Below are 22104 nucleotides of genomic sequence, written 5' to 3'. Positions count from 1 at the left end.
CCGGCGCTGAGTCAATCTGATCGTAACTCTTCGCTTCTCCGCCAAATTTCTTCGTCAATATCGTCGTAATTGCCGCCGTTAGCGTCGTCTTACCATGATCCACGTGTCCTATCGTACCAACATTTACGTGTGGCTTCGACCGCTCAAATTTACTCTTTGCCATGCCTTGTTTCCCCTTTGCGTGCTTTAACCATACAATTTCACATACAACCTATGGAGCCCATGGCCAGGATTGAACTGGCGACCTCTCCCTTACCAAGGGAGTGCTCTACCACTGAGCTACATGGGCAAGCATATACAACTCTACTTTACCGTTTTACCTGCTAATTCCCATTTGGAGCGGGTGAAGGGAATCGAACCCTCATCGTAAGCTTGGAAGGCTTCTGCTCTACCATTGAGCTACACCCGCACTAGTTCGCTGCTTGCAAGAAGCACAACTTGAACCTATATCAGCAGGAGCTATCACCCTGCTATTCTTACTGCATTTCCAAAATTGGTGGAGGGGGAAGGATTCGAACCTTCGAAGGCAGAGCCGTCAGATTTACAGTCTGATCCCTTTGACCGCTCGGGAACCCCTCCGAACGAAACGGGCGATTATGAATATATTGCGCTCATAAGTCAATCTAGTTTTAACGGGAAGTTGTAGATAGATAGGGATTAATACCATTCGTAGTTTTTTGACAAGAACACATTATGGTTGATAGCGTATGTTTCGATGCCACAAAACTTCGTAATCTGTAAAAAATAGCGAATCCTGCTCTTAACTTATTATGCCAAGCGAATTCTTGGATCAACCAGTGTGTACGATATATCAGTCAAGACCAGGCCTATGATATATAACAGAGAACCTAAAAAAACCATTGCTCTTACAATCGCAAAATCCTGTGAATTAATCGCATCAATGGTGTAGCTGCCTAACCCAGGGATACCAAAAAACGATTCAACCAGCAGACTGCCGAGAAATAATAAAGGCACCACAACAACTGCACCGGTTAAAATTGGAATCAACGCATTCCCAAGCACATGCCGGAATAGCACAATGCGCTCGGATAGTCCCTTGGCTCTGGCTGTACGCACATATTCCTTGTTCATCTCTTCCAGAAATATAGTGCGATACCAACGTATATTGGATCCCGCGCTACTGATCACACCAATGATTACCGGCAAAAATAAAAATTTTGCGGCATCGAGTCCGTTTTCGTAACCGGATATGGGTACCCAATGCCATAGTTTACTGATCAAGAATTGTCCGACGATGATATAAAATAAGCTGGAAATTGACATCAGTGCCACGCATAAAACCACACCTAGAAAGTCGATATAAGTGGCACGAAAAAAAACCATCAGCAACGCACAAGTAATGTACACAACCAAACCCAACACAAAGACCGGCAAAGCAATCGCCAGACTTGGCAGCATGCGCGACTTGATTTCCTGAGCGATATCCCGGCCATCATCCGCTTTGCCGAAATCAAAAATAAACATGGATACCGATTTCTCAAAAAAAATAGTATTGGTCAATTTATCCAGCTTTTCTGCTTCTTGATTGAATAACAGCGGCTTATCATAACCTCGCTCCACCTTCCATTTTTCAATCGCTTCGGGTGTTACATACTTAATACCTAAGTGCATCCGCGCCATGTCATCCGGTGTATTCACAACAAAAAACAACATGAATGTGATGAGATTGACTCCAATTAGAATCGGAATCGCATAAAAAATGCGCCTGATGATATAACTTAGCATTTAACTTATCCCGTAGTGTCCGAAGAAGCTGCACGCACAGCGGTACTGCTCTCATGACGGCGAAAGGCATTTACAGCGGGAACAAAACTAACTGCCAGCACAGCCAAAATCAACGCCACAGGCCATATGACCGGTTCATTCCATTCAGCGCGCTTCTGCGTCCTCAAATTAGTATCGATTTTGAAATATTTCAGATTATTATTTGATATCCGGTTGGGTTTTACGTTCTGATACCATGCATGGTACAAACCATAATCCTTCGGATGATACCCCCATAACCACGGCGCATCGAAGCGCAGTATCTCAATCATTCGATCAATAATCTGTTGCCGCTGAGGCCCGTCCTCCATATTTTTCATCTGTTCAAACAGGCGGTCATATTCCGCATTGAGATAATTCGCCGCATTCTCGCCGCTATTACCTACTTTGCGTTGTGGTCCGTACAATAAGAATAGAAAATTCTCCGCGTCCGGATAGTCGGCATTCCAACCCCACTCAAAAATCTGCGCATTTCCTTTGCGGATCTTGTCCTGAAAGCGATTGTAATCAGTACTTCTCACGACCAGCTGGATATTTAATTTCTGAAATTGCTTACGCATCCAATCCAGTCTGGATCTATCTTCAGCACTACGCGCAGTCACATCAAAATATAAAATGAGCGGCGCACCCGTTCGTTTATCTATTCCATCCGGATAACCCGCCTCCGCTAACAATGCCTTTGCAGCTTGGATTGACTTACGCTTCGGTTCACCGTTTACCCAATCGTACACCACCGGATTGACGCCCTCCTCACCCTCCCGGTAACCTGCAATACCAGGTGAAATAGGGCTTTGGGCCGGCATTCCACGGCCATTGGCAAAAATCGAAATGAACTCTTCGTAATCCACCGCAATCGAAATCGCTTGGCGCAGTTTTCTGGCCGATTCGCGTTCTCGTTCATTTCTGCCACCGACGACTGGATCGAGCATATTAAATCCCATGTAGTAGGTCGATGCCGCCACCGCCGTCTCCAGCCGTATCCCTTGCTCAGCCATGGCTTCGGTCACCGTCGCTTCTCCTTGCCCTACCAGCTGCACGGCTTGATCAAAGCTATCCGAGCCAATTCCGCTGGCATCGTAATAGCCTTGCAGGAATTTATTCCACCTTGGAATACTCTCCTTTTCCCGGGTGAAAATAATTTTATCAATGAACGGTAATTTCTTACCGGCATCTACGAGAAGACCATTTTCCTCATCTCCCGGCATACCCTCCGCTGGATAGTATTCATCATGGAAGTTCGGATTCTTTTCCAATACCATCCGTGAATTAGGATCGTTCTCGGTCAGCATATAGGGGCCGGTGCCAACTGGGTACCAATCCAATGTGATGTTTTTTTGTTTTAATCCTTGCTGCGAATAAAAACGATCAGCCTCCCACGGAATCGGAGCAAAAAAAGGCATCGCCAGCCAATACATAAATTGCGGATACTTACCTTTTATTGTGATACGGTAAGTATATCGATCGACAACTTGTACGCCTTCCAATTGATAATCTCTCAAATCCAGGAATGTTTCTTCTTCCGGCCGGTTCTGATCGGCTTGCTTCAATACATCGGCATATTCCCTGAGTCCGGCAATATAATCAGCCATTAATCCGTAAATCGGTGAATGCAATTTTGGATGCGCCAACCGTTTGATCTGATAAACATAATCTTCTGCTATCAATTCCCTGGTACCAGTTTGGGAAAAATCCGCAAGCTTCCGCACGGACGCCATTTCCTGCAGGTTTAGATCATGATACAACCAGTGACCTTGCACATCGCGGGCAAATGCCGGGTGTGGTTGAAAATGTATTCCCGCTTTGATAGTAATTTCATACACGCTATAGGCAATATCATCCGGTTGCGCATCACCCGGCAATTGATTGCCATGAACATCCCAATACTTCACCACGGGTATTTCTTCCGCTGTTGCTGGAATCAACACGAATGGCCGCTTTAAATAATGATATTGCAGCGGAGGCTCATAGATTTGTGCGGTAAATTGAATTTCGTTGGAACTATAGGATTGCACCGGATCCAGATGTTTAGGCCGTTCTGTGAATACCGTATAGAGAATGTTTTTTTCCGTATCTTCGGCCACATAGGGATTATTCCATTGATGCCCGCTGCATGCGGTAAGCCAAGCAAAAAGTATCAACAATCCAGGTAAGAGAGTCCGTTTATCCATTGCAATTTCGATTCGATGGAATCCATGTTTTAAGTAAAAATGACACCAGCAACTTATATATCTTCCTTCACACAATTCCATCTTATGCCACCCATCGGCTATAATTTGACAATTAACTCAATTCTACAAGGAAATTATATGGGGTTTCTGGCAAATAAACGCATTCTCATCACCGGGCTGCTCAGCAACCGGTCTATTGCTTACGGTATTGCAAAAGCTATGAAACGAGAAGGCGCCTCGCTGGCTTTCACTTACCAGGGCGAAGAAGTTCGCGGCCGGGTGGAAAAGCTGGCGGCAGAATTTGATAGTAATCTGTTATTTCCTTGCGATGTCGCCAATGACAATGAAATCGCTGCATGTTTCGAGAACTTGCAGAAGCATTGGGATTCACTCGACTGTATTGTTCATTCCATTGCTTTCGCACCGCGCGAAGCATTAACCGGTGATTACCTGGAAAGCGTCAATCGAGAAGCTTTCCGTATCGCGCATGACATCAGCGCCTACAGTTTTTCTGCACTTGCCAAAGCCGCATTACCGTTAATGCAAAACCGCAATGGCGCTTTTCTGACATTAAGTTACTTGGGTGCTGTCCGGGTCATGCCGAACTATAACGTTATGGGTCTAGCTAAAGCCAGTCTCGAAGCAAATGTCCGTTTCATGGCTTCCAGCTTAGGTCCGAAAGGTATCCGGGTGAACGCCATTTCCGCTGGTCCGATCAAAACATTGGCAGCAGCAGGTATTGGAAATTTTGGAAAATTGTTAGGTTATACCGAGAAAGTCTCGCCATTACGCCGCAATGTAACCACGGATGAGGTCGGCAACGTTGCCGCTTTCTTATGCAGCGATCTTGCTAGTGGCATTACCGGGGAAATAACTTATGTCGATGCAGGATTCAACACCGTTGCGTTTAATCTCAACGATTAACGATTAAACGCAGAGTGCAATAACTTCAGGAAACTAGAAGCTGTCTTGTTTGACTTTTACATCATAGCGCTGCCTGAGTGCAGCTAAGTATGACGAGACTTCTTCTTGTGTAATCATTTGCTGGAGTTGTTTGGTAAAACTATCCAACTTAGTCTTATCCACGGATTCGGACTCAACGATCTTGTTGATTCGTATTAGATTAAATCCGCCTTTTGGATTGATAGCTCCCGTATACACTGGCAGAGCATTTGTCTTCGCTCTAAAAACAGCTCTTAATGTTTCATGATCCAGTCCTTGCGGCTGCATATAAGAAATTTGTTTGGCTTCGTCCCAGGTAACATCACTTACCTCTTCTCCAGCCTGTAAGCGCACGAGCTTGGCTTGCCCCTCTTCCACTGCTTTCGCCTCAGCCATTTGCTTTCTAAGCTTTCCCACGATCTGCTCTCTGACGACCTCAAGCGATTGCGTCGTAGCAGGCTTATGCTCAAGAATGCGGGCTGACACAAATGTATCGGGTTTTACTTCAACTGCTTCAGTATTACGGTGGTTTGAAATCGCATCTGCTGAGAAAATTGCTGACAATAGTTTCTCATTTGCAAGAATAGACGGCTCGGCCTTATCTCTCGTAATCCAATCACTTTCTTGTGTAGACAGTTCAAATTTCTCTGCCGCAGCTTGCAGATTATCGCCTTGTTCGTAAACGATATTACTGAAATCTTCAGCAATCTCTCCAAAAATATTGCTGACCATCTCTAATTTAAGTTTATTTGCAATCTGTTCCCGCACTTCTTCCAGATCAGGACGTTTCTCTTCCTTGATTGCGGTCAGCTTGATTACATGGAAACCAAAATTTGTTTCCACGATATCGCTCACTTCGTCCAGCTGCATTGAAAAAATTTTATCTTCAAAGGCTTTAACCATGGCACCGCGACCAAAAAAACCCAGGTCTCCACCACGCATTGACGAACCTGGATCATCCGAATCTTGCTTAGCAATTTCTGCGAATTGCTCCGGATTTTGCTTGATTTTCTCTAGAATGCTTTCGGCTTTTTCTTTCGCTGCGCGTTTCTCGTCATCCGTGGCATCAGCCGCAGTACTGATCAAAACATGGCTGGCTTTGCGCTCTTCGGCTTTACCAAATTCATTCTGATGCTCGGAGAAATAAGTATTAATCGCTTCGTCACTCACTGTTTCATTTTTAGCTACTGCATCCAGCGATAACACTAAATATTCAACTCGCGCACGTTCCGGCAAATCAAAATCAGCTCTATGCTGGTCATAATAACTGGTAATGTCGGATTCTTCCGGTGTCACTTGTGATAGGAATTGCTCGGGAGCGATCTGCGATTGACTGATCTCGCGCTTAACTTCAGTGAGATAGTGCACTTTCTCCGCAACCGCTTTGGGAGCAAACGCATTATCACTATAACCGTCCAATAATTGCTGGAGCAAAAGCTCCTGACGTACGCGCGACTCAAATACTGCTGGAGTTAAACCCTGACTGCGCAACAATTCTTCGTATTGCTGCTTGAAAAATTTACCATCTTTTTGAAATGCAGGAGCTTCCCGGAGAGCTTGGATTACCTGTGAGTCGAGTACGGTAAAACCGTTGCTAACAGCTTCCCGGTGTAATAGTCTCTGCTGAATGAGCCTTTCCAGCACCGAGTTCCTTACCTCAAAAGTATCCAGCATCGCACTATCGAAATTCGCACCCAACATCGCGCGCATTCTTTCATGATGATCACGTAATGCTTGCTCATACTCACGCCGCAGAATTTCTTCACCATCCACTACTGCAACATAACCTTCGCCACCCATTGTACGATACGATTCAACACCCCAAAACAAAAAGGGCAATATTAACAAGCCCATAAAGACTTGCACGACACGTTTTTTACGATTGACGAAATCAAACAAAATTAGAACCTGAAAATGCTAGAAAGTGAAATGACGATCAAAGAACTTTTTGCTTATCGTAAGCTGGCAAACCTAATTTGGCGGAGTGGACGGGACTCGAACCCGCGACCCCCGGCGTGACAGGCCGGTATTCTAACCAACTGAACTACCACTCCTAGAACTAACAAATTTGACTGGTGGGTGCTGACGGGATCGAACCGCCGACATTCGCCTTGTAAGGGCGACGCTCTACCAGCTGAGCTAAGCACCCGGTCAAGAAAGAGCGCTAGTTTACTGCATCTTTAAGCGCTTTACCAGCACTGAATTTAGGAACCTTCGCTGCTTTGATTTTAATTGCAGCACCCGTACGGGGATTTCGGCCTGTACGTGCAGCCCTTGTGCCTACTTTAAAAGTCCCAAATCCGACCAAAGTTACACTTTCATTTTTTTTGAGTGCCCCTTTTATTGCTGCTAACGCGCCATCTAATGCGCTGCCCGCGGAAGCTTTAGAAATTTTAGCCGATTTTGCGATAGCTTCGATGAGTTCGGATTTGTTCATATAATTCCCCTTCTTGGTTAATGGTAATTAAATCACAAGCAAGTACTGCAGACGCTCTTATATCAAGCTGTTAACGGCTGGTCAAGCGAATTAGCGTGTTCTCGCCGTACCATTTATCAAGAAAATCAACTGTTTCAGAGAATACCGGTCAACAGCGTCAGTTAAAAATTTCATAAAAACAAATAACTAGTCACCAGAAGCAGAATTAACTGGAAGTACTCAGGATAAATTCTACGCTAATAAATTTCCGCCTTTTGTTCACGGTTTAACAACACTTCGACCGCTTTCTTGGCGGATACTACGCCATGCAAAATATCGCAAACCGCTTGAGTAATGGGCATCTCAATATTCAATTGCTTGCCTAATTGCAATACCGATTTCGCCGTGTGCACACCTTCGGCGACATGCCCTAATGCATCTAAAATATCTGCCAGCGATTTTCCTTCCGCTAGCATCAATCCGACTTGTCTATTTCTGGATAAATTACCCGTGCTTGTCAGAATCAAATCACCAACTCCAGCCAGTCCCATGAAGGTCTTCATGTCCCCTCCCAAGCCAAGCCCTAATCGCATAGTCTCTGACAATCCTCGTGTAATCAGGGCGGCCCTGGCATTATGTCCAAAACCGATACCATCAGAAATGCCTGCTGCGATGGTGATCACATTTTTTACCGCCCCCCCAGTTTCCACCCCGACAACATCTTCACTGGTATAGATGCGTAGTCTTGCACTATGCAGTTCGGCAGCCATTTTATTGGCGAAATCGATATCTTTAGATGCCAGTGTCAAAGCAGTTGGGAGACCTTGAGCCACTTCTTCCGCGAAACTTGGTCCGGATAACACACCACAAGGCGGCAATAGCCCGGAAAATTCTTCGGCAGCAATTTGATGCGGCAGATAAGTAGTCTCTGATTCAAACCCTTTACATCCCCAGATGACCGGCACCTTGATCTTACAGGCAACAATAGCCCGCAATGTGTTACGCAAACCAGCAACAGGCACAACGATTAGCGCCAGACTGGCACCCTCCAACGCCTTATCCAGCGTTGCGGTAATCTTCAAGGATTCGGGCAATGAATGGCCCGGCAGGAAAGCTTGATTAATTCGTTGACGATCCATCTCAATGGCATGATCCGGATTCTTTGTCCATAGATGAATCTGATGGCGCGTTGATAGGCTAATCGCTAAGGCGGATCCCCATGCACCCGCACCCAGTACCGCAATTTTCATGACCCCCAAACCTGATTGACTTTGACATAGCCGGCTTGACCGCCAGAGTGCCGCACTTTGACCCAGCCTTTACTATCGGAATCCAACCATTCTAAGACAATATTCTCCTCAGCCTGGAACACTAATTCCGAGTTTGCATCGGCTGATTTGTGGATACTTGCCAACGGTACTGTCACCACCACAAAGCGCTGCTGACTCAGCGCTTTCTTTTCAACCCAAGCAAGACTTCCACTACTATCGCGAACTTTTGCCCAGCCATCGACATCCACCACTACTTCGACAGGAAGATGACGATCCGCCACGAACAGCTTGTCGGCTTTCAGTGATGGCGCGTCATACATGACAACAGCGCTATCGGCAATTGAGAAAAATTCCATCTCAGCAACGGCATAACCGGGAGATTGCAGAAAAATACCGGTCAGAAAAATTCCTACTTTATTTTTTAACCAGCATGAATCAATCAGTGAGCTTTTTTTCATGCGATTTTCATCTCCATGCATGCGGTTACTTCTAATTCGGTTTTGTTTCCGCGTTTTTCTGCTGATAAATAGCTTCAAAATTAACCGGATTGAGAATTACCGGAGGAAATCCGGCGCGCGTCACAATATCCGACACCACTTCCCTTAGATAAGGAAAAAGAATATTGGGGCAACCAATTCCCAGCACCGGATCAATCTCTCCAGCCGGTATATTCCGAATACGGAAAATTCCCGCTTGCTGAGCTTCCACCAAAAACATGTTCTTGTCTTTAATCTTAGCTGTCACCGTTGCGGTTAATAATACCTCATACAATCCTTCACCGATCCCTTGACTCTTGGTTCCCAGCTGCAAGTTAATTTCCGGCGTATCTCTTTCCAGAAAGATATTCGGTGCATTGGGAATCTCCAGGGATAAATCCTTCACATAGATTTTTTCTATGGCAAAAACCGGTTGCTGTTGCTCGCTCATATTGATCTTGTCCAATATAATGAATTAATAAAATAAATATAAAATACAAATTGCTATCGCATCAATTAACGCGGCTGCAATCAACTTCCCAGCAGAGCCGCCAGCTCGCCCGTGCGATCCAATTGCGTCAAGTCATCATACCCACCCACATGCTTTTCACCAATGTAGATTTGCGGGACCGTGCGACGCCCTGTTTTGCCCATCATTTCGATGCGTTGCTCTGGCTCCAGATCAACGCGGATTTTCTCAATTTCCTGAACTCCTTTTGCGCGCAACAAGCTTTCCGCCATCTTACAATAAGGGCAAAAGCCAGTGGTATACATGATAACCCGAGGCATTTACTTTTACTTCCTTTATCGTTTAACCATGGGTAAGCCGGCACGCTTCCAGGAATCAATCCCACCCATCAGATTAACTACTTGAGAAAAACCGTTTTTCTTCAAAACCAGACTAGCATTATTGGATCGAATACCACCCCGGTATACCACCACGACGGGCTTTTCCTTGAATTTTTGCAACTCCGTCCAACGTTCTTCAATTTTCTCCGCCGGAATATGCTTGGCATTCGGCAAATGCCCTGCGGCAAATTCGCTATCGTCGCGTACATCCAATACCAACGCATCCTGGTAATTGATGAACTGTACCGCGGTGCGTGTATCGATTTCTTTGATGCCGCCCTGCGTTACCATCGACCATACCAATAATGAGCCGCTGATAACTGCGGTGATAACGAACAATAAATTCTCTAACCTGAGAAGAAAATGATCTTGTAATAATGACAATTCCATATAAGCTTTATTTTATTAGATTTTTTAAACTCTGAATTTTATCAGAAACTGAAAATTTAAGGGATTCTCTGCTGTCAGACATTTGACTTCGCACATCATAGCATCATGCTTACCGACTTATCGCATTCGCATTCAAATCCACGAACACATCATCTATTCCATCTTTAATTAACTTAACAAGAAATACAAAAATCTGTCATCATTTTTCATGAAAAAAAAGCATTCTTATTTTTTTCATGCCAAAGAATCAGTCTAATGCTGTGTTTACAATCAAAAGTATAATAAAATAGCTGCGTTTTTTAATCTGCTTGACGATACGCATTTCCTTTTTATCAAAAGGCCAATATGAAGAAAATTGTTCTCCTGCGGCACGGAGAAAGTACCTGGAATCAAGAAAATCGATTTACTGGCTGGACAGATGTTGATTTAACGCCTCAAGGCATACAGGAAGCTCAAAGTGCCGGCAGGCTATTACGCGAACACGGGTTTGCATTTGATATTGCTTATACATCCGTCCTCAAAAGGGCTATTCGCACTTTATGGATCGTGCTGGATGAAATGGATCAAATGTGGATTCCTATCCAACACACCTGGCGCCTGAATGAACGGCACTACGGTGCACTACAAGGGCTGAACAAAGCGGAAACCGCGGCGCAATATGGTGACGAACAAGTCCTCATTTGGCGGCGCAGCTATGATGTCAGACCACCCGCATTAACCGTTGACGACACCCGCTATGCAGGTGCCGATCCGCGTTATAAAAACCTGTCGGATAATGATATCCCTGTAACTGAATGCCTAAAAGATACGGTTGCTCGATTCCTGCCCTACTGGAACACAACCATCGCACCGCAAGTTCAGGCGGGTAAAAGTGTCATCATCGCAGCGCACGGTAACTCCTTGCGTGCGCTTGTTAAATATCTGGATAACATTTCCGACAAAGATATTCTAAATTGCAATATACCGACCGGCGTTCCATTAGTTTACGAATTAGACGATAATCTGAAACCGATTAAAAATTATTATCTTGGCAACTTAGCTGAAATCCAGGAAGCAATGCAGACCGTCGCTAACCAAGGCAGATCCAGTGGTTAAAATATAATTCATTCATTTATTCAGATGCATGAGTGTAACCGGGCGCGCGATTCGAATAAATCTTATCAATCTGGAAATCATACGTTTAATTCAATTCACATAAAACATTACCGGTCAATCCTAGCGATTTGGGCGCTGATCTTGTTTTGCCCGTCATCCGCGTTCTCAAACAATCAGGAAAATCTCAAACTGCTGCGTGAACGCATTCAATCACTACAAAAAGATTTAGCCAATAAAGAAGCGCTAAAACAAAGCGCAGCAGATGCATTGCAAGGAACTGAACGTGCAATTAATGGCATCACGCAAAAAATGACCAAACTTATTGAGCACGACCGGCAAGCCATAGAAGAATACAAGCAGTTGCAAGCACAGCACAAAATACTCAGCGAAGAAATCAGCATTGTACGAAATCAACTGGAAAAATTGCTTTATCAACAATATATCGGGGGACAACAAGATTATTTGCGATTGACATTGAATCAGCAAAATCCGCATCAGATCGCGCGCGATATTTATTATTACCGGAAACTCTCGCTCGCTCGCTCGGGTAGCATCAAGAATCTCCAGTACAATCAAAACGAAATCGAAAATCTGACACAAGCCAGCCGTCAAAAGAAAGACGAAATCGCCGCTATCCAAGCGGAATATTTCGATCAACGAAAAAAACTCCAACAAGAGAAAACCAAGCAACAAACGCTCCTTACGCAAGTATCCAATCAAATTTCTCAGCAGCAACAGGAAATCAATAAACTCGGGCAGGATGAAAAACGCTTAACAAATTTGGTAAATGAGATTAATCAATTACTTGTACAAGAAAAATCCAATGCCACGGCGATTAACAATAAGCTCCCGGATGCTTCTACTACAGGCGCTGCATTCTCTACATTAAAGGGTAAATTAAATTTGCCTGTGCGCGGGAAACTTGTAAACACTTTTGGTGGTCAACGTTCAGGTAAGCATGTGACATGGAAAGGTTTATTCATACAATCGCCTGATGGCAGTGAAGTCAAAGCAATTTCCGCAGGCCGGGTCGTATTTGCGGATTGGTTAAGAGGTTTTGGTAATTTGATAATTCTGGATCACGGAAACAACTACATGAGCTTATATGGCAATAATGCAACACTTCACAAACAAGTTGGTGAGTCGACTCGCGGCGGCGAAACGATTGCAACCGTTGGAAATAGCGGTGGTAATGCCGATTCAGGTTTATATTTTGAGCTTCGTCACGGAGGAAAGCCGTTTGACCCGTTGACGTGGATAAAAATAGAATGAACGCAACAGCCATTTACATAAATTTGATCAGTGCGGAGATAGCTTAAATGAGTAACGTAATCAAAAAAACAGGTTTAATTCTGATTGGCGCAATTGCTGGAATGATGCTCAGTTTGAATTTCTCCGCTATTGCCAAAAAAGAAAATATCGAGGCAATTCATCCGCTGCCGATTGAAGAATTGCGCACCTTTGCCCAAGTATTCGGCCGGATCAAAAGCGATTATGTTGAATCTGTGGAAGACAAGAAACTAATCACCGAGGCGATCAATGGCATGTTGATCGGACTGGATCCGCACTCGTCATACCTCGATAAAGACGAATACAAAGAACTGCAAATCGGCACACAAGGCGAATTCGGCGGTTTGGGTATTCAGGTGACGATGGAAGATGGTGTCGTAAAAGTTATATCGCCGATCGAAGACACACCGGCGTTCCGCGCGGGTATCAAAACCGGTGATCTGATCGTCAAATTGGATGACACCGTTGTTAAGGGCATGACACTGAATGATGCGATCAAGCTGATGCGTGGCAAGCCCAACACTTCGATCAAGATCACGATTGTGCGGGAAGGAGAAACAGAGCCGCTGGTCTTTAATCTGGTGCGTGACATCATCAAAATCCAAAGCGTTAAATCGAAAATGATCGAACCGGGTTATGCCTATATCCGTATCACGCAATTCCAAGAGCAAACCGGTGAGAATCTGGCACAAGCCATCAAAACGCTTTTTGCCGAAAACAGCGGAGCAATGAAAGGATTAATCCTGGACTTACGCAATGACCCGGGTGGATTGCTCAATGGCGCTGTCGCTGTATCGGCTGCTTTTCTGCCAGAAAATGCTCTGGTCGTTTATACCGAAGGCCGCAGTCCGGATGCAAAAATGAAATTGCACGCCAACCCGGAATACTATCTGCGCGGACCGGATGAAGATTATCTGAAAGGATTACCATCGGCAGTTAAAACGGTACCGATGATCACCTTGGTTAATGGCGGTTCCGCTTCCGCATCGGAAATTGTAGCAGGAGCGCTGCAAGACCATAAACGTTCCATCGTGATGGGATCGCAAACATTCGGTAAAGGATCCGTGCAAACAATTCTGCCGTTAGGTAACAATACCGCGATCAAATTGACGACCGCACGCTATTACACACCGAATGGCCAATCTATTCAGGCACAAGGAATTACGCCCGATGTCCTGGATGAAACCGACAGCGGCGATGAGCAGCGTTTGCGGGAAGCGGACTTAAACCGGCATTTGTCCAATGGCAAAAAAACCGAGAAAAAAGCTGCTTCCGAAACTGAAAAAGCAGCTTTGAAACCCGCCAGCGACAAAAAAGAGAAGAAAGAGAAGAAAAACAAAGACAAGAATAAAGCCCCTATCGAATTCGGCTCTGAGGAAGATCTCTTGTTGAAACAAGCCATGAATTACTTCAAGGGCATTACTGCATCACCCGAGAAAAAAAGCGATGAAACTGAAACCAAAAGCTGATTTCAGGAATCGTGGATGATCAGCAGTTACTTCGCTACAGCCGGCATATCCTGCTTCCGCAAATCGATATTGCGGGACAGGAAAAGCTCAATCAATCGCAGGTATTAATTATCGGTGCAGGCGGTCTGGGTTCTCCCGCCGCCTTGTATCTCGCCGCCAGCGGAATTGGCCATCTGACCATTTGTGATGGCGATCAAGTTGATTTAACCAATTTGCAGCGTCAGATCATCCATGATAGCGGCACCATCGGTTTAGCCAAAACGCAGTCGGCAAAACAAGCGCTGCACAGAATCAATCCCGCAATCCATATCACCACAATTCAAGCGCATGTCGATGCAGAAAAATTGTCGCAGCTGGTCCCGCAAGCCGATGCAGTCATTGACGCCAGCGATAACTTCAGTACCCGCCATCATGTAAATCAGGCTTGTGCCACTCATAAGAAACCGTTGATTTCCGGTGCCGCGGTGCAGTTTTCCGGTCAAATCAGTGTGTTCGATTTACGCTATGACAACAGCCCTTGTTATCATTGTTTATATCCGATTGACGGTGACCAGGAAGATATGCCGTGCGCAATCCTGGGTGTATTCTCGCCCGTGGTCGGTATCATCGGCAGTATGCAGGCTGCGGAAACACTAAAAATTCTATTGAATATCGGTCAAAGTCTGAACGGCCGTCTGCTGCTACTGGATGGCCTCACAATGAACTGGCGCTCGGTCAGATTAAATAAAGACCCGCTCTGTCCGGTATGCCAGCGCAAAAACTAATGCATCAGGAATCACCGGCTATTGCACTTTAAAGCAATTCCTTCGGCAACAAAGTCATTCGTTGCGTTTCCCAATTGGCCAGCGGACCACGCCTGAATCCGCTGTTAACAAATTGATGCCAGCGGCCAATCACGAAGCACATGAACAAATTAGCCTGCGCCGCAATATCCACATTCGCTGTCAGCTGCTGCTCACTGACGGCAAACCGTAATGCCTGTTTTAAAGTCGCTTCCAGCCGGTCATGCAACTGATGAATGCGCAATTGCAAATGATCATTCTCATTAATCAGCGCATCGCCAATCAGAATCCGCGTCATACCCGGATTTTTTTGCGAAAAACCTAGCAATAACAGTAACAGGTTTTCAATCTGTTTAGCATTCGACTGTTCTTCCTGCAGAATTTTATTGATCAGCACAAACAATGTTTTCTCAATAAATTCAATTAAAGCCGCAAACATGTGTGACTTACTGGAAAAGCAGCGATAGACCGCTGATTCCGAGATTCCCGACTGCTTTGCCAACGCGGCCGTAGTGATCCTAACTCGATGCGGATACTCCAGCATCCCGGCCAGCGTCTGCAGGATCCGATCCTCTCTTTCGCTTGATTTGATTGTTTGATTTGAATGCTTCAATTATTTGGCTGCAACATGACAAAAACGATAGCAGGAATATAACTAAATTAATAAATCAACGCGAGTACTAATCTGTCCCGCCGTCAATTTTCCATGCTTCGTTCTTTCCAGTAAGTATCTATAATTATTTGAATTCAATATGCGCGGCAACGCAGTGCAAGCTGGACCTGTCCACCTTAAACACGCTAGAATTGCTAATTTTTTGGGTTCGAGCGCATGCATACATGGCGAAAGGTGCCGTCCCGTGCTAAAACACCGATTGCACTGACCATAGGCAATTTCGACGGAGTTCATTTAGGCCACCAGGCCATACTTTCCCGATTGAAAGATACTGCCAGCCGATTAGGACTTCCGGCTTGTGTCATGACTTTTGAACCGCATCCGCGTGAATTTTTCGCGCCGGATCAAGCGCCTGTCCGACTCTCCAGTTTGCGGGAAAAATTAACCTGCTTGATCCAGACAGAAGTCGATTGTATTCACATTTGCCGCTTCAATTACGACTTTGCCAGAATTGGCGCGGAGCAATTTATCGCAGACATTCTGAATAAAGAGCTTGCGGTGCGTTGGCTGCTCATCGGCGATGATTTCCGTTTTGGCGCTCGGCGTGCCGGTAACTTCGCCATGTTGCAAGCTTTATCAACAGAAAATAACTTTTCCGTCGAAGCCATGCCCAGTGTTACCATCGACGGGCAGCGCGTTTCCAGTACCGCGACCCGACAAGCGCTTGCCAACGGCGATCTCGACACCGCCAGGAAATTGCTCGGCAGACCTTACAGCATCAGCGGACGGGTTGTGGATGGGGATAAATTAGGCAGACAACTTGGATTTCCGACCGCGAACATTCAGTTGCAGCATAACCGCCCGCCGCTTTCAGGTATTTTTGTCGTGTCCGTATACGGTGCCATACCATCCTCGCCCGCCACGCCGCTGCGCGGTGTTGCCAGTTTGGGCGTGCGGCCGACAACCCATGACAATGGCAAGCCTGTGCTGGAAGTCCACTTGTTCGATTTTCATCAGGAAATTTACGGACAGCATTTACAGGTCAACTTTTTGCACAAATTACGCGACGAAGAAAAATATGTGGATATCAACACACTCATCCGGCAAATCGAAAAAGATGTCGCGCAAGCCAAAAGCTTTTTTATAACTGCCCCGATTCATTCTAATAGCATGTGCAACGCCCTTTAACCCATCCATTGAACTTTCATGACTGATTATAAAAAAACGCTCAATTTACTCGACACACCGTTTCCGATGCGCGGCAATTTGGCCAGCCGCGAACCGGGTATGCTGAAAGCCTGGCAAGGCAAAAATCTGTATCAAAAAATCCGTGCCGTCAGCAAAGGTCGGCCAAAATTCATTTTGCATGACGGCCCACCTTATGCCAACGGTGACATCCACATCGGTCATGCCGTCAACAAAATCCTCAAGGACATCATCATCAAGAGCAAAACATTGGCCGGTTTTGATGCGCCGTACGTTCCCGGCTGGGATTGCCATGGTTTGCCGATTGAGCATCAGATCGAAAAGAAACACGGCAAGCATTTGCCTGCCGATAAAGTACGCGAGCTCTGCCGCGCTTTTGCGCAGGAACAGGTGGAACGTCAAAAAGCCGATTTCATTCGTTTGGGTGTGCTGGGTGACTGGGATAATCCTTATCTCACGATGAATTTCAAAACCGAAGCCGGTATTATCCGCGCGCTGGGAAAAATTTATCAAAGCGGCTATCTGTATCAAGGACAAAAACCGGTCAATTGGTGTATCGATTGCGGTTCCGCCTTGGCCGAAGCGGAAGTGGAATACGAAGACAAAACTTCACCGGCGATTGATGTGGGATTTGCCGTTCAGTCCGCGCATGCATCACTGAGCGGTATTTTCGGCATTGCCATTCCTGAAAATGCGCAAGCTTACGCCATCATCTGGACCACCACACCGTGGACATTACCGGCTAACCAAGCGGTCAGCGTGCATCCCGATTTCGACTACGCACTGGTGCAAACTGCACACGGACTGGTAATCCTTGCCAGTGAATTGCAGCAGGCGTGTCTGGCGCGCTATGATTTAACCGGTGAAACACTTGCTACCTGCAAAGGCCAGGCGTTGGAACATCTGGCTCTGCAACATCCATTTGAGCCACGTACGGTAAAAATCATTTGCGGCAAGCATGTCACTCTGGAAGCTGGTACCGGGCTGGTGCACACGGCGCCTGCACATGGCTTGGATGACTATTTTGCCGGCCAGAATTACGGCCTGCCGAGTGACAGCCCGGTGGATGGCGATGGCAAGTTTACGGCCAGTACGCCTTTAGTGGGTGGGCTTTCGGTATGGAAAGCCAACGATATTGTCATCGATACGCTCAAAACCAGCGGGCATCTGTTTTGCCTGAAAAAAATCGACCACAGCTACCCGCACTGCTGGCGGCACAAAACGCCCATCATTTTTCGCGCAACCCCGCAATGGTTCATCGGTATGAATCTGCACAGCTCAACTACTGCAAGTGTTGGGGATAAAACATTACGCGATCTGGCAATGCAAGCCGTCGATTCCACCGCATTTTATCCAGCATGGGGCAGAGCGCGCCTGGAAGCGATGATCAAAAACCGCCCGGACTGGTGCGTATCCCGTCAACGTAATTGGGGCGTGCCAATGACTTTCTTTGTTCATAAAGACACTCATGCATTGCATCCACGTTCACTTGAACTGCTTGAGCAAGTCGCGCAAAAAGTCGAGCAACAAGGTATCGAAGCCTGGTTTGCGCTCGATACCACCGAATTGCTCGGCGACGAAGCACAAACGTATAAGAAACTGACCGACACGCTGGATGTCTGGTTCGACTCCGGTACTACGCATGACACCGTTGTCAAAGCGGATGCGCAACTCAAATTTCCGGTGGATCTGTATTTGGAAGGCTCCGATCAGCATCGCGGCTGGTTTCAATCTTCATTGCTGACCGGTTGCGCCATTGATGGCCGTGCACCGTACGATGCATTGCTCACGCATGGATTTGTGGTCGACGGCAGCGGTCACAAAATGAGTAAATCCAAGGGTAATGTCATTGCCCCGCAAAAAGTGATGGATACTTCCGGCGCCGATATTTTACGGTTGTGGGTCGCTTCCACCGATTACTCAGGCGAACTTTCCATTTCCGAGGAAATTCTGAAACGGGTGGTGGAAAGCTACCGGCGGATCCGCAATACGCTACGCTTCTTACTGGCAAATCTGATGGACTTTAATCCACATACAGACACCGTTGCCGTGGCAGACTGCCTGGAAATCGATCGCTATATGCTGGCATTGACCCAAGCCTTTCAGGAAGATTTAACGCGCAGCTATGAACGCTACGAATTCCATCAGGTCGTGCATAAACTGCACAATTTCTGCTCCGAAGACTTGGGAGGATTTTATCTGGACATCCTCAAGGATCGCCTGTACACGGCAGCAGCTAAAGGCCTTCCGCGCCGTTCGGCACAAACTGCGTTACACCATATCGCACACAGCTTAGTGCGGCTGTTTGCGCCGATTTTGAGCTTTACGTCGGAGGAGGTCTGGGAGCAATTGACGGGCGACGCTCAGGATAGTGTATTGTTTCATACGTGGCACGATCTGCCAGCACATCCGGATACCGAATCACTGCAACAACGATGGGCAAGAATACGCTCGCTGCGTTCACACGTGCTGAAAAAACTGGAAGACTCTCGCACACAAGGAGAAATCGGTTCCTCATTAGCAGCTGCGGTAGAAATCCGCGCCAATAAGGAAGATTTCGCCTTATTGAATGCACTGGGCGACGATTCGCGTTTCGTATTAATCGTCTCCGAAGTACGCCTGATTCAAGTTAATGACCCGCAGCAGGAAGGCATAACCGTGACATCCAGCGCGCATACGAAATGCGAGCGGTGCTGGCACTATCGCCAGGATACCGGCCAGCATGCGGAACATCCCACGTTATGCGCACGCTGCGTTGCCAATCTTCATGGCAGCGGCGAAGAACGGCACTTTGCATGATGTTTTACGGCTAATCACTGAAAAGAAAATCTCTTATTATGAAACTCTACATCAGCTTGAGCATCGCTTTAATTGTTCTGATATTGGATCTCGCCAGTAAATACTGGGTCGAATCGACGCTGGAATTCGGTGAGCGCATTCCACTCAGTGGTTTTTTTAACTTGGTGTTGACCTACAATCCCGGTGCCGCATTCAGTTTCCTCAGTGAGCAACCCGGCTGGCAACGCTGGTTTCTGAGCGGAATCGCAGGCAGCGCGGCCTTAGTGATAATCTTTCTGCTCAATAAATACCGGCAGGAGAAATTATTTTGTTTATCGCTGAGTTTGATTCTGGGCGGTGCGCTGGGAAATTTGCACGACCGTATTACGCTGGGTCATGTCGTCGATTTTCTGGATTTCTATATCGGGAATTACCATTGGCCGGCGTTTAACATCGCCGATTCCGCTATTTTTATCGGCGCCGCATTGATGATTTATGACAGTTTCCGGAAAAAAGAAAATCCAGAAGACGCTGCAAAAGCAGTGAAATAACCCAATCTCATTTGTTGGATCTTTTTTCCTTGGTGATCGGGTTTTGCAGGGTATAACCGTTTTCCTTCATTTTATACCCTCCATAAGCACCCGCCCCGACGGCCACTAACGTCCAGCAGCCGGATAACAGCGGTATGACTGGCAAGAAAGCAATCAGGGTTAATATCTGTTTTTTCTTCATCATTGATTCCGGTAAAAAATAAAATTTCAATCATTCCAGCAGACTGGCGCATTGGCTATAGATTACAGACAATCCGATGCGCTTACAACCAGTCCGCACACGCCGGAAAAACACTTCTCTACATTCGCGGCGGCTGCTAGAGTTTCCCGGACACTTTCTAGTTTCATCAGGCTGCACCGCTGACGCATTACCGCCAGAACCGCAACATTACCCCTATCCACGCCGCAGCGAAGACGATATCCGCCACCCCATGAAGCACTAGCTGCCATCAATATACCGCACGGCTTCTTGAGGTCATGCGATGGCCTTTTCTTTGTGTCTGATAGTTTGCAAAGAGTTTACATTTTCTCAACAATTCAACAAATCTCCCCAGGTATAGTTCATCCCAACGCAGCAATGTGTTTTTATTCAAAGAATCATCCAAATGATTGAGAGTATGAATTAGGTTTTATTACAGCGAGTGGAGGAATCAATGTCATTGCAAGAACTGAAAGCAAATAGCGTAACAGGAGTGCCAGCGGTAGCACTCGATCTGGTTACGAATGAGTTTCTGACGTTTCGTTTGGGAAGCGAAGAATATGGGATTGAGATTCTAAAAGTACAAGAAATCCGAGGTTACGATTCCATCACGCATATTGCGAATTCGCCAGACTATATCAAGGGCGTCATTAATCTGCGCGGCATTATCGTTCCGATTATCGACATGCGAATAAAGTTTAATTTGGGTCACGCAACCTATGATCAATTCACAGTGGTCATCATACTCATGGTAGCAGGCCGGGTGATGGGGATTGTGGTTGATGGGGTATCAGATGTGATCACTCTGGCGGATGAGCAAATGCGCCAAGCACCGGGTTTAGGCTCGGTGATCGACACGGAATATATCATGGGCCTAGGTACGGTGGATGAGCGGATGCTGATATTGATCGACATCGAAAAGCTAATGAGCCGCAGCGACATGGGCCTTATTGCACGCAGCATTAATTAATCAACAAATTTTATAGAATATTCTTACAGGAGAATCGTAATGTTTAAAAACATGACCATTAAATCTCGATTGATCGTTGTCGTTGGATTTCTTTCTGCGCTGCTGGTTAGTATTGGCGGTATGGGAATTTATGGTATGAACCAAATGAATAGCGCATTCAAAGGCGTTTATGATGATCGTGTTTTGCCCTTGGGTGATCTCGGCGTGGTGCTGGATCGCATTCAACGTATCCGTTTTAATACTGTAATTTCAAGTTATTCTGAAAATCCGGCCATTGTGTCTGAAAGAAAATCACTGAGTGATCAGAGACTTGAAGAAGTAAACACACTATGGCCCAAATATATGGCAACGAAGTTAACTACTGAAGAAGCTGCGCTAGCCAAGGATTTTGAGCAGCAATGGAGAAGTCTGTCACAATCTGTCGATCATTCGATGAGCTTGGCGCTGAACAAAGAATTCAAGGCGGCACAACAAAATCTGCATGATGATATGTTTGCCAAATTTGATGCGGCACATACCACCATGTTCAAATTGCTCGATATGCAGCGAGTATTGGGATCCAATGATGAGTACAAGGCAGCGTATCAAGCGTACCAGGAATTATTGGCGGTTAGTAATAGCATGATTGTACTTGGCCTAATTCTGGCCGTGATCGCAGGGTTTTTAATGATACGCGCCATCATCGGACCACTGAACGAAGCTGTTACGGTAGCCAATGCGGTTGCCTCCGGTGATCTGTAAGAATTCCTAGCGTTGTTTACAGTATTCAGGAGAATACTGTAGATGAACATACACAAACGCACTCGCTTAACATTATTGGATCGTCAGGAAATCTGGCGGCTTTATCAAACCCG

23 protein-coding genes and 5 tRNA genes are annotated in these 22104 nt (G+C 46.1%); 10 read left to right on the top strand and 18 right to left on the bottom strand.

Annotation, left to right across the window (positions count from 1 at the left end; genetic code table 11):
- The 6 genes from DU481_RS13980 to DU481_RS13955 all read right to left on the bottom strand — a co-directional run.
- A partial coding sequence (locus tag DU481_RS13980) for a GTP-binding protein (RefSeq protein WP_350135515.1) occupies positions 1 to 163 on the bottom strand: 163 nt, incomplete at its 3' end.
- Between the two features lie 51 nt (positions 164 to 214).
- Positions 215 to 289 (bottom strand) — tRNA-Thr (locus DU481_RS13975).
- Positions 290 to 335: 46 nt separating this feature from the next.
- Positions 336 to 409 (bottom strand) — tRNA-Gly (locus DU481_RS13970).
- An 85-nt stretch (positions 410 to 494) separates the two neighbouring features.
- A tRNA-Tyr gene (locus tag DU481_RS13965) sits at positions 495 to 579 on the bottom strand.
- A 189-nt stretch (positions 580 to 768) separates the two neighbouring features.
- A complete protein-coding gene (locus tag DU481_RS13960; RefSeq protein WP_350135513.1) occupies positions 769 to 1746 on the bottom strand; it encodes an ABC transporter permease in 978 nt (325 codons plus the stop codon).
- A gap of 5 nt (positions 1747 to 1751) precedes the next feature.
- On the bottom strand, positions 1752 to 3953 hold the full coding sequence (locus tag DU481_RS13955; protein ID WP_350135511.1) for an ABC transporter substrate-binding protein: 2202 nt from the start codon (positions 3951 to 3953) through the stop codon (positions 1752 to 1754).
- Between the two features lie 138 nt (positions 3954 to 4091).
- On the opposite strand from DU481_RS13955, the gene fabI reads away from it, so the two are divergent.
- Complete coding sequence (fabI, locus tag DU481_RS13950; protein ID WP_107802711.1) at positions 4092 to 4877, top strand: enoyl-ACP reductase FabI; 786 nt, start codon at positions 4092 to 4094, stop codon at positions 4875 to 4877.
- A gap of 33 nt (positions 4878 to 4910) precedes the next feature.
- On the opposite strand, the gene DU481_RS13945 is transcribed toward fabI, so the two are convergent.
- The 9 genes from DU481_RS13945 to DU481_RS13905 form a co-directional block, all read right to left on the bottom strand.
- Entirely contained in the window at positions 4911 to 6794 is a 1884-nt protein-coding gene (locus tag DU481_RS13945) for a SurA N-terminal domain-containing protein (protein ID WP_350135509.1), read from the bottom strand.
- A gap of 78 nt (positions 6795 to 6872) precedes the next feature.
- Positions 6873 to 6949: transfer RNA gene (locus tag DU481_RS13940), tRNA-Asp, on the bottom strand.
- Positions 6950 to 6968: 19 nt separating this feature from the next.
- A tRNA-Val gene (locus DU481_RS13935) sits at positions 6969 to 7044 on the bottom strand.
- Between the two features lie 15 nt (positions 7045 to 7059).
- Positions 7060 to 7332 (bottom strand): HU family DNA-binding protein, encoded by a 273-nt coding sequence (locus tag DU481_RS13930; protein WP_090315671.1) that lies wholly within the window; start codon positions 7330 to 7332, stop codon positions 7060 to 7062.
- 236 nt (positions 7333 to 7568) lie between these two features.
- Positions 7569 to 8561, bottom strand: coding sequence for an NAD(P)H-dependent glycerol-3-phosphate dehydrogenase (locus DU481_RS13925; RefSeq protein WP_350135506.1), 993 nt, complete (start codon positions 8559 to 8561; stop codon positions 7569 to 7571).
- Positions 8558 to 9040, bottom strand: a complete 483-nt coding sequence (locus DU481_RS13920) for an SH3 domain-containing protein (protein ID WP_350116939.1) — start codon at positions 9038 to 9040, stop codon at positions 8558 to 8560. Before DU481_RS13920 ends, DU481_RS13925 begins: the two co-directional genes overlap by 4 nt.
- Positions 9041 to 9071: 31 nt before the next feature.
- Complete coding sequence (gene secB / locus DU481_RS13915) at positions 9072 to 9509, bottom strand: protein-export chaperone SecB (protein ID WP_350135504.1); 438 nt, start codon at positions 9507 to 9509, stop codon at positions 9072 to 9074.
- 80 nt (positions 9510 to 9589) lie between these two features.
- The gene (gene grxC / locus DU481_RS13910) at positions 9590 to 9847 is read right to left on the bottom strand and encodes a glutaredoxin 3 (protein WP_350135502.1); all 258 of its coding nucleotides are present in this window, start codon (positions 9845 to 9847) and stop codon (positions 9590 to 9592) included.
- A gap of 15 nt (positions 9848 to 9862) precedes the next feature.
- Complete coding sequence (locus tag DU481_RS13905; protein ID WP_308811223.1) at positions 9863 to 10246, bottom strand: rhodanese-like domain-containing protein; 384 nt, start codon at positions 10244 to 10246, stop codon at positions 9863 to 9865.
- A gap of 396 nt (positions 10247 to 10642) precedes the next feature.
- Here DU481_RS13905 and gpmA point away from each other — a divergent pair, with 396 nt between their 5' ends.
- The 4 genes from gpmA to DU481_RS13885 all read left to right on the top strand — a co-directional run bounded on the left by gpmA (position 10643) and on the right by DU481_RS13885 (position 14915).
- On the top strand, positions 10643 to 11392 hold the full coding sequence (gene gpmA, locus DU481_RS13900; protein WP_350135500.1) for a 2,3-diphosphoglycerate-dependent phosphoglycerate mutase: 750 nt from the start codon (positions 10643 to 10645) through the stop codon (positions 11390 to 11392).
- 141 nt (positions 11393 to 11533) lie between these two features.
- On the top strand, positions 11534 to 12664 hold the full coding sequence (locus tag DU481_RS13895; RefSeq protein ID WP_350135498.1) for a murein hydrolase activator EnvC family protein: 1131 nt from the start codon (positions 11534 to 11536) through the stop codon (positions 12662 to 12664).
- Between the two features lie 47 nt (positions 12665 to 12711).
- Positions 12712 to 14151, top strand: a complete 1440-nt coding sequence (locus DU481_RS13890) for a S41 family peptidase (protein WP_350135496.1) — start codon at positions 12712 to 12714, stop codon at positions 14149 to 14151.
- Positions 14152 to 14162: 11 nt separating this feature from the next.
- Entirely contained in the window at positions 14163 to 14915 is a 753-nt protein-coding gene (locus tag DU481_RS13885; protein WP_350135494.1) for a HesA/MoeB/ThiF family protein, read from the top strand.
- Between the two features lie 28 nt (positions 14916 to 14943).
- On the opposite strand, the gene slmA is transcribed toward DU481_RS13885, so the two are convergent.
- Positions 14944 to 15546, bottom strand: a complete 603-nt coding sequence (gene slmA, locus DU481_RS13880; protein ID WP_350135492.1) for a nucleoid occlusion factor SlmA — start codon at positions 15544 to 15546, stop codon at positions 14944 to 14946.
- 216 nt (positions 15547 to 15762) lie between these two features.
- On the opposite strand from slmA, the gene DU481_RS13875 reads away from it, so the two are divergent.
- The 3 genes from DU481_RS13875 to lspA are packed head-to-tail and all read left to right on the top strand — an operon-like array spanning position 15763 to position 20081.
- Positions 15763 to 16734, top strand: a complete 972-nt coding sequence (locus tag DU481_RS13875) for a bifunctional riboflavin kinase/FAD synthetase (protein ID WP_350135490.1) — start codon at positions 15763 to 15765, stop codon at positions 16732 to 16734.
- An 18-nt stretch (positions 16735 to 16752) separates the two neighbouring features.
- On the top strand, positions 16753 to 19551 hold the full coding sequence (gene ileS / locus DU481_RS13870) for an isoleucine--tRNA ligase (protein ID WP_350135488.1): 2799 nt from the start codon (positions 16753 to 16755) through the stop codon (positions 19549 to 19551).
- A gap of 38 nt (positions 19552 to 19589) precedes the next feature.
- Entirely contained in the window at positions 19590 to 20081 is a 492-nt protein-coding gene (lspA, locus tag DU481_RS13865; protein ID WP_350135486.1) for a signal peptidase II, read from the top strand.
- A 7-nt stretch (positions 20082 to 20088) separates the two neighbouring features.
- On the opposite strand, the gene DU481_RS13860 is transcribed toward lspA, so the two are convergent.
- Together DU481_RS13860 and DU481_RS13855 are read right to left on the bottom strand one after the other, a co-directional pair.
- A complete protein-coding gene (locus DU481_RS13860; protein WP_181258394.1) occupies positions 20089 to 20265 on the bottom strand; it encodes a hypothetical protein in 177 nt (58 codons plus the stop codon).
- A 59-nt stretch (positions 20266 to 20324) separates the two neighbouring features.
- Positions 20325 to 20531 (bottom strand): hypothetical protein, encoded by a 207-nt coding sequence (locus DU481_RS13855; RefSeq protein WP_350135484.1) that lies wholly within the window; start codon positions 20529 to 20531, stop codon positions 20325 to 20327.
- Between the two features lie 203 nt (positions 20532 to 20734).
- On the opposite strand from DU481_RS13855, the gene DU481_RS13850 reads away from it, so the two are divergent.
- The gene (locus DU481_RS13850; RefSeq protein WP_090315640.1) at positions 20735 to 21250 is read left to right on the top strand and encodes a chemotaxis protein CheW; all 516 of its coding nucleotides are present in this window, start codon (positions 20735 to 20737) and stop codon (positions 21248 to 21250) included.
- 39 nt (positions 21251 to 21289) lie between these two features.
- Positions 21290 to 21991 carry an MCP four helix bundle domain-containing protein gene (locus DU481_RS13845; RefSeq protein WP_350135482.1) on the top strand — a complete coding sequence of 234 codons (702 nt, stop codon included), beginning with the start codon at positions 21290 to 21292 and terminating at the stop codon, positions 21989 to 21991.
- Positions 21992 to 22104: the final 113 nt, after the last annotated feature.

Source organism: Nitrosomonas sp. (genome assembly GCF_040240425.1).
Classification (GTDB): Bacteria; Pseudomonadota; Gammaproteobacteria; order Burkholderiales; family Nitrosomonadaceae; genus Nitrosomonas.
This window is presented reverse-complemented; position numbering and strand designations above follow the sequence as displayed.

What these genes read in the sequence shown, in the direction of transcription:
- DU481_RS13955 (WP_350135511.1), bottom strand. Translation starts at nt 3,953, where the DNA reads ATGGATAAACGGACTCTCTTACCTGGATTGTTGATACTTTTTGCTTGG.
- DU481_RS13925 (WP_350135506.1), bottom strand. Translation starts at nt 8,561, where the DNA reads ATGAAAATTGCGGTACTGGGTGCGGGTGCATGGGGATCCGCCTTAGCG.
- DU481_RS13850 (WP_090315640.1), top strand. Translation starts at nt 20,735, where the DNA reads ATGTCATTGCAAGAACTGAAAGCAAATAGCGTAACAGGAGTGCCAGCG.
- DU481_RS13890 (WP_350135496.1), top strand. Translation starts at nt 12,712, where the DNA reads ATGAGTAACGTAATCAAAAAAACAGGTTTAATTCTGATTGGCGCAATT.
- secB (WP_350135504.1), bottom strand. Translation starts at nt 9,509, where the DNA reads ATGAGCGAGCAACAGCAACCGGTTTTTGCCATAGAAAAAATCTATGTG.
- gpmA (WP_350135500.1), top strand. Translation starts at nt 10,643, where the DNA reads ATGAAGAAAATTGTTCTCCTGCGGCACGGAGAAAGTACCTGGAATCAA.
- ileS (WP_350135488.1), top strand. Translation starts at nt 16,753, where the DNA reads ATGACTGATTATAAAAAAACGCTCAATTTACTCGACACACCGTTTCCG.
- DU481_RS13855 (WP_350135484.1), bottom strand. Translation starts at nt 20,531, where the DNA reads ATGGCAGCTAGTGCTTCATGGGGTGGCGGATATCGTCTTCGCTGCGGC.
- DU481_RS13845 (WP_350135482.1), top strand. Translation starts at nt 21,290, where the DNA reads ATGTTTAAAAACATGACCATTAAATCTCGATTGATCGTTGTCGTTGGA.
- DU481_RS13920 (WP_350116939.1), bottom strand. Translation starts at nt 9,040, where the DNA reads ATGAAAAAAAGCTCACTGATTGATTCATGCTGGTTAAAAAATAAAGTA.
- DU481_RS13860 (WP_181258394.1), bottom strand. Translation starts at nt 20,265, where the DNA reads ATGATGAAGAAAAAACAGATATTAACCCTGATTGCTTTCTTGCCAGTC.
- DU481_RS13875 (WP_350135490.1), top strand. Translation starts at nt 15,763, where the DNA reads ATGCATACATGGCGAAAGGTGCCGTCCCGTGCTAAAACACCGATTGCA.
- lspA (WP_350135486.1), top strand. Translation starts at nt 19,590, where the DNA reads ATGAAACTCTACATCAGCTTGAGCATCGCTTTAATTGTTCTGATATTG.
- grxC (WP_350135502.1), bottom strand. Translation starts at nt 9,847, where the DNA reads ATGCCTCGGGTTATCATGTATACCACTGGCTTTTGCCCTTATTGTAAG.
- DU481_RS13960 (WP_350135513.1), bottom strand. Translation starts at nt 1,746, where the DNA reads ATGCTAAGTTATATCATCAGGCGCATTTTTTATGCGATTCCGATTCTA.
- DU481_RS13930 (WP_090315671.1), bottom strand. Translation starts at nt 7,332, where the DNA reads ATGAACAAATCCGAACTCATCGAAGCTATCGCAAAATCGGCTAAAATT.
- fabI (WP_107802711.1), top strand. Translation starts at nt 4,092, where the DNA reads ATGGGGTTTCTGGCAAATAAACGCATTCTCATCACCGGGCTGCTCAGC.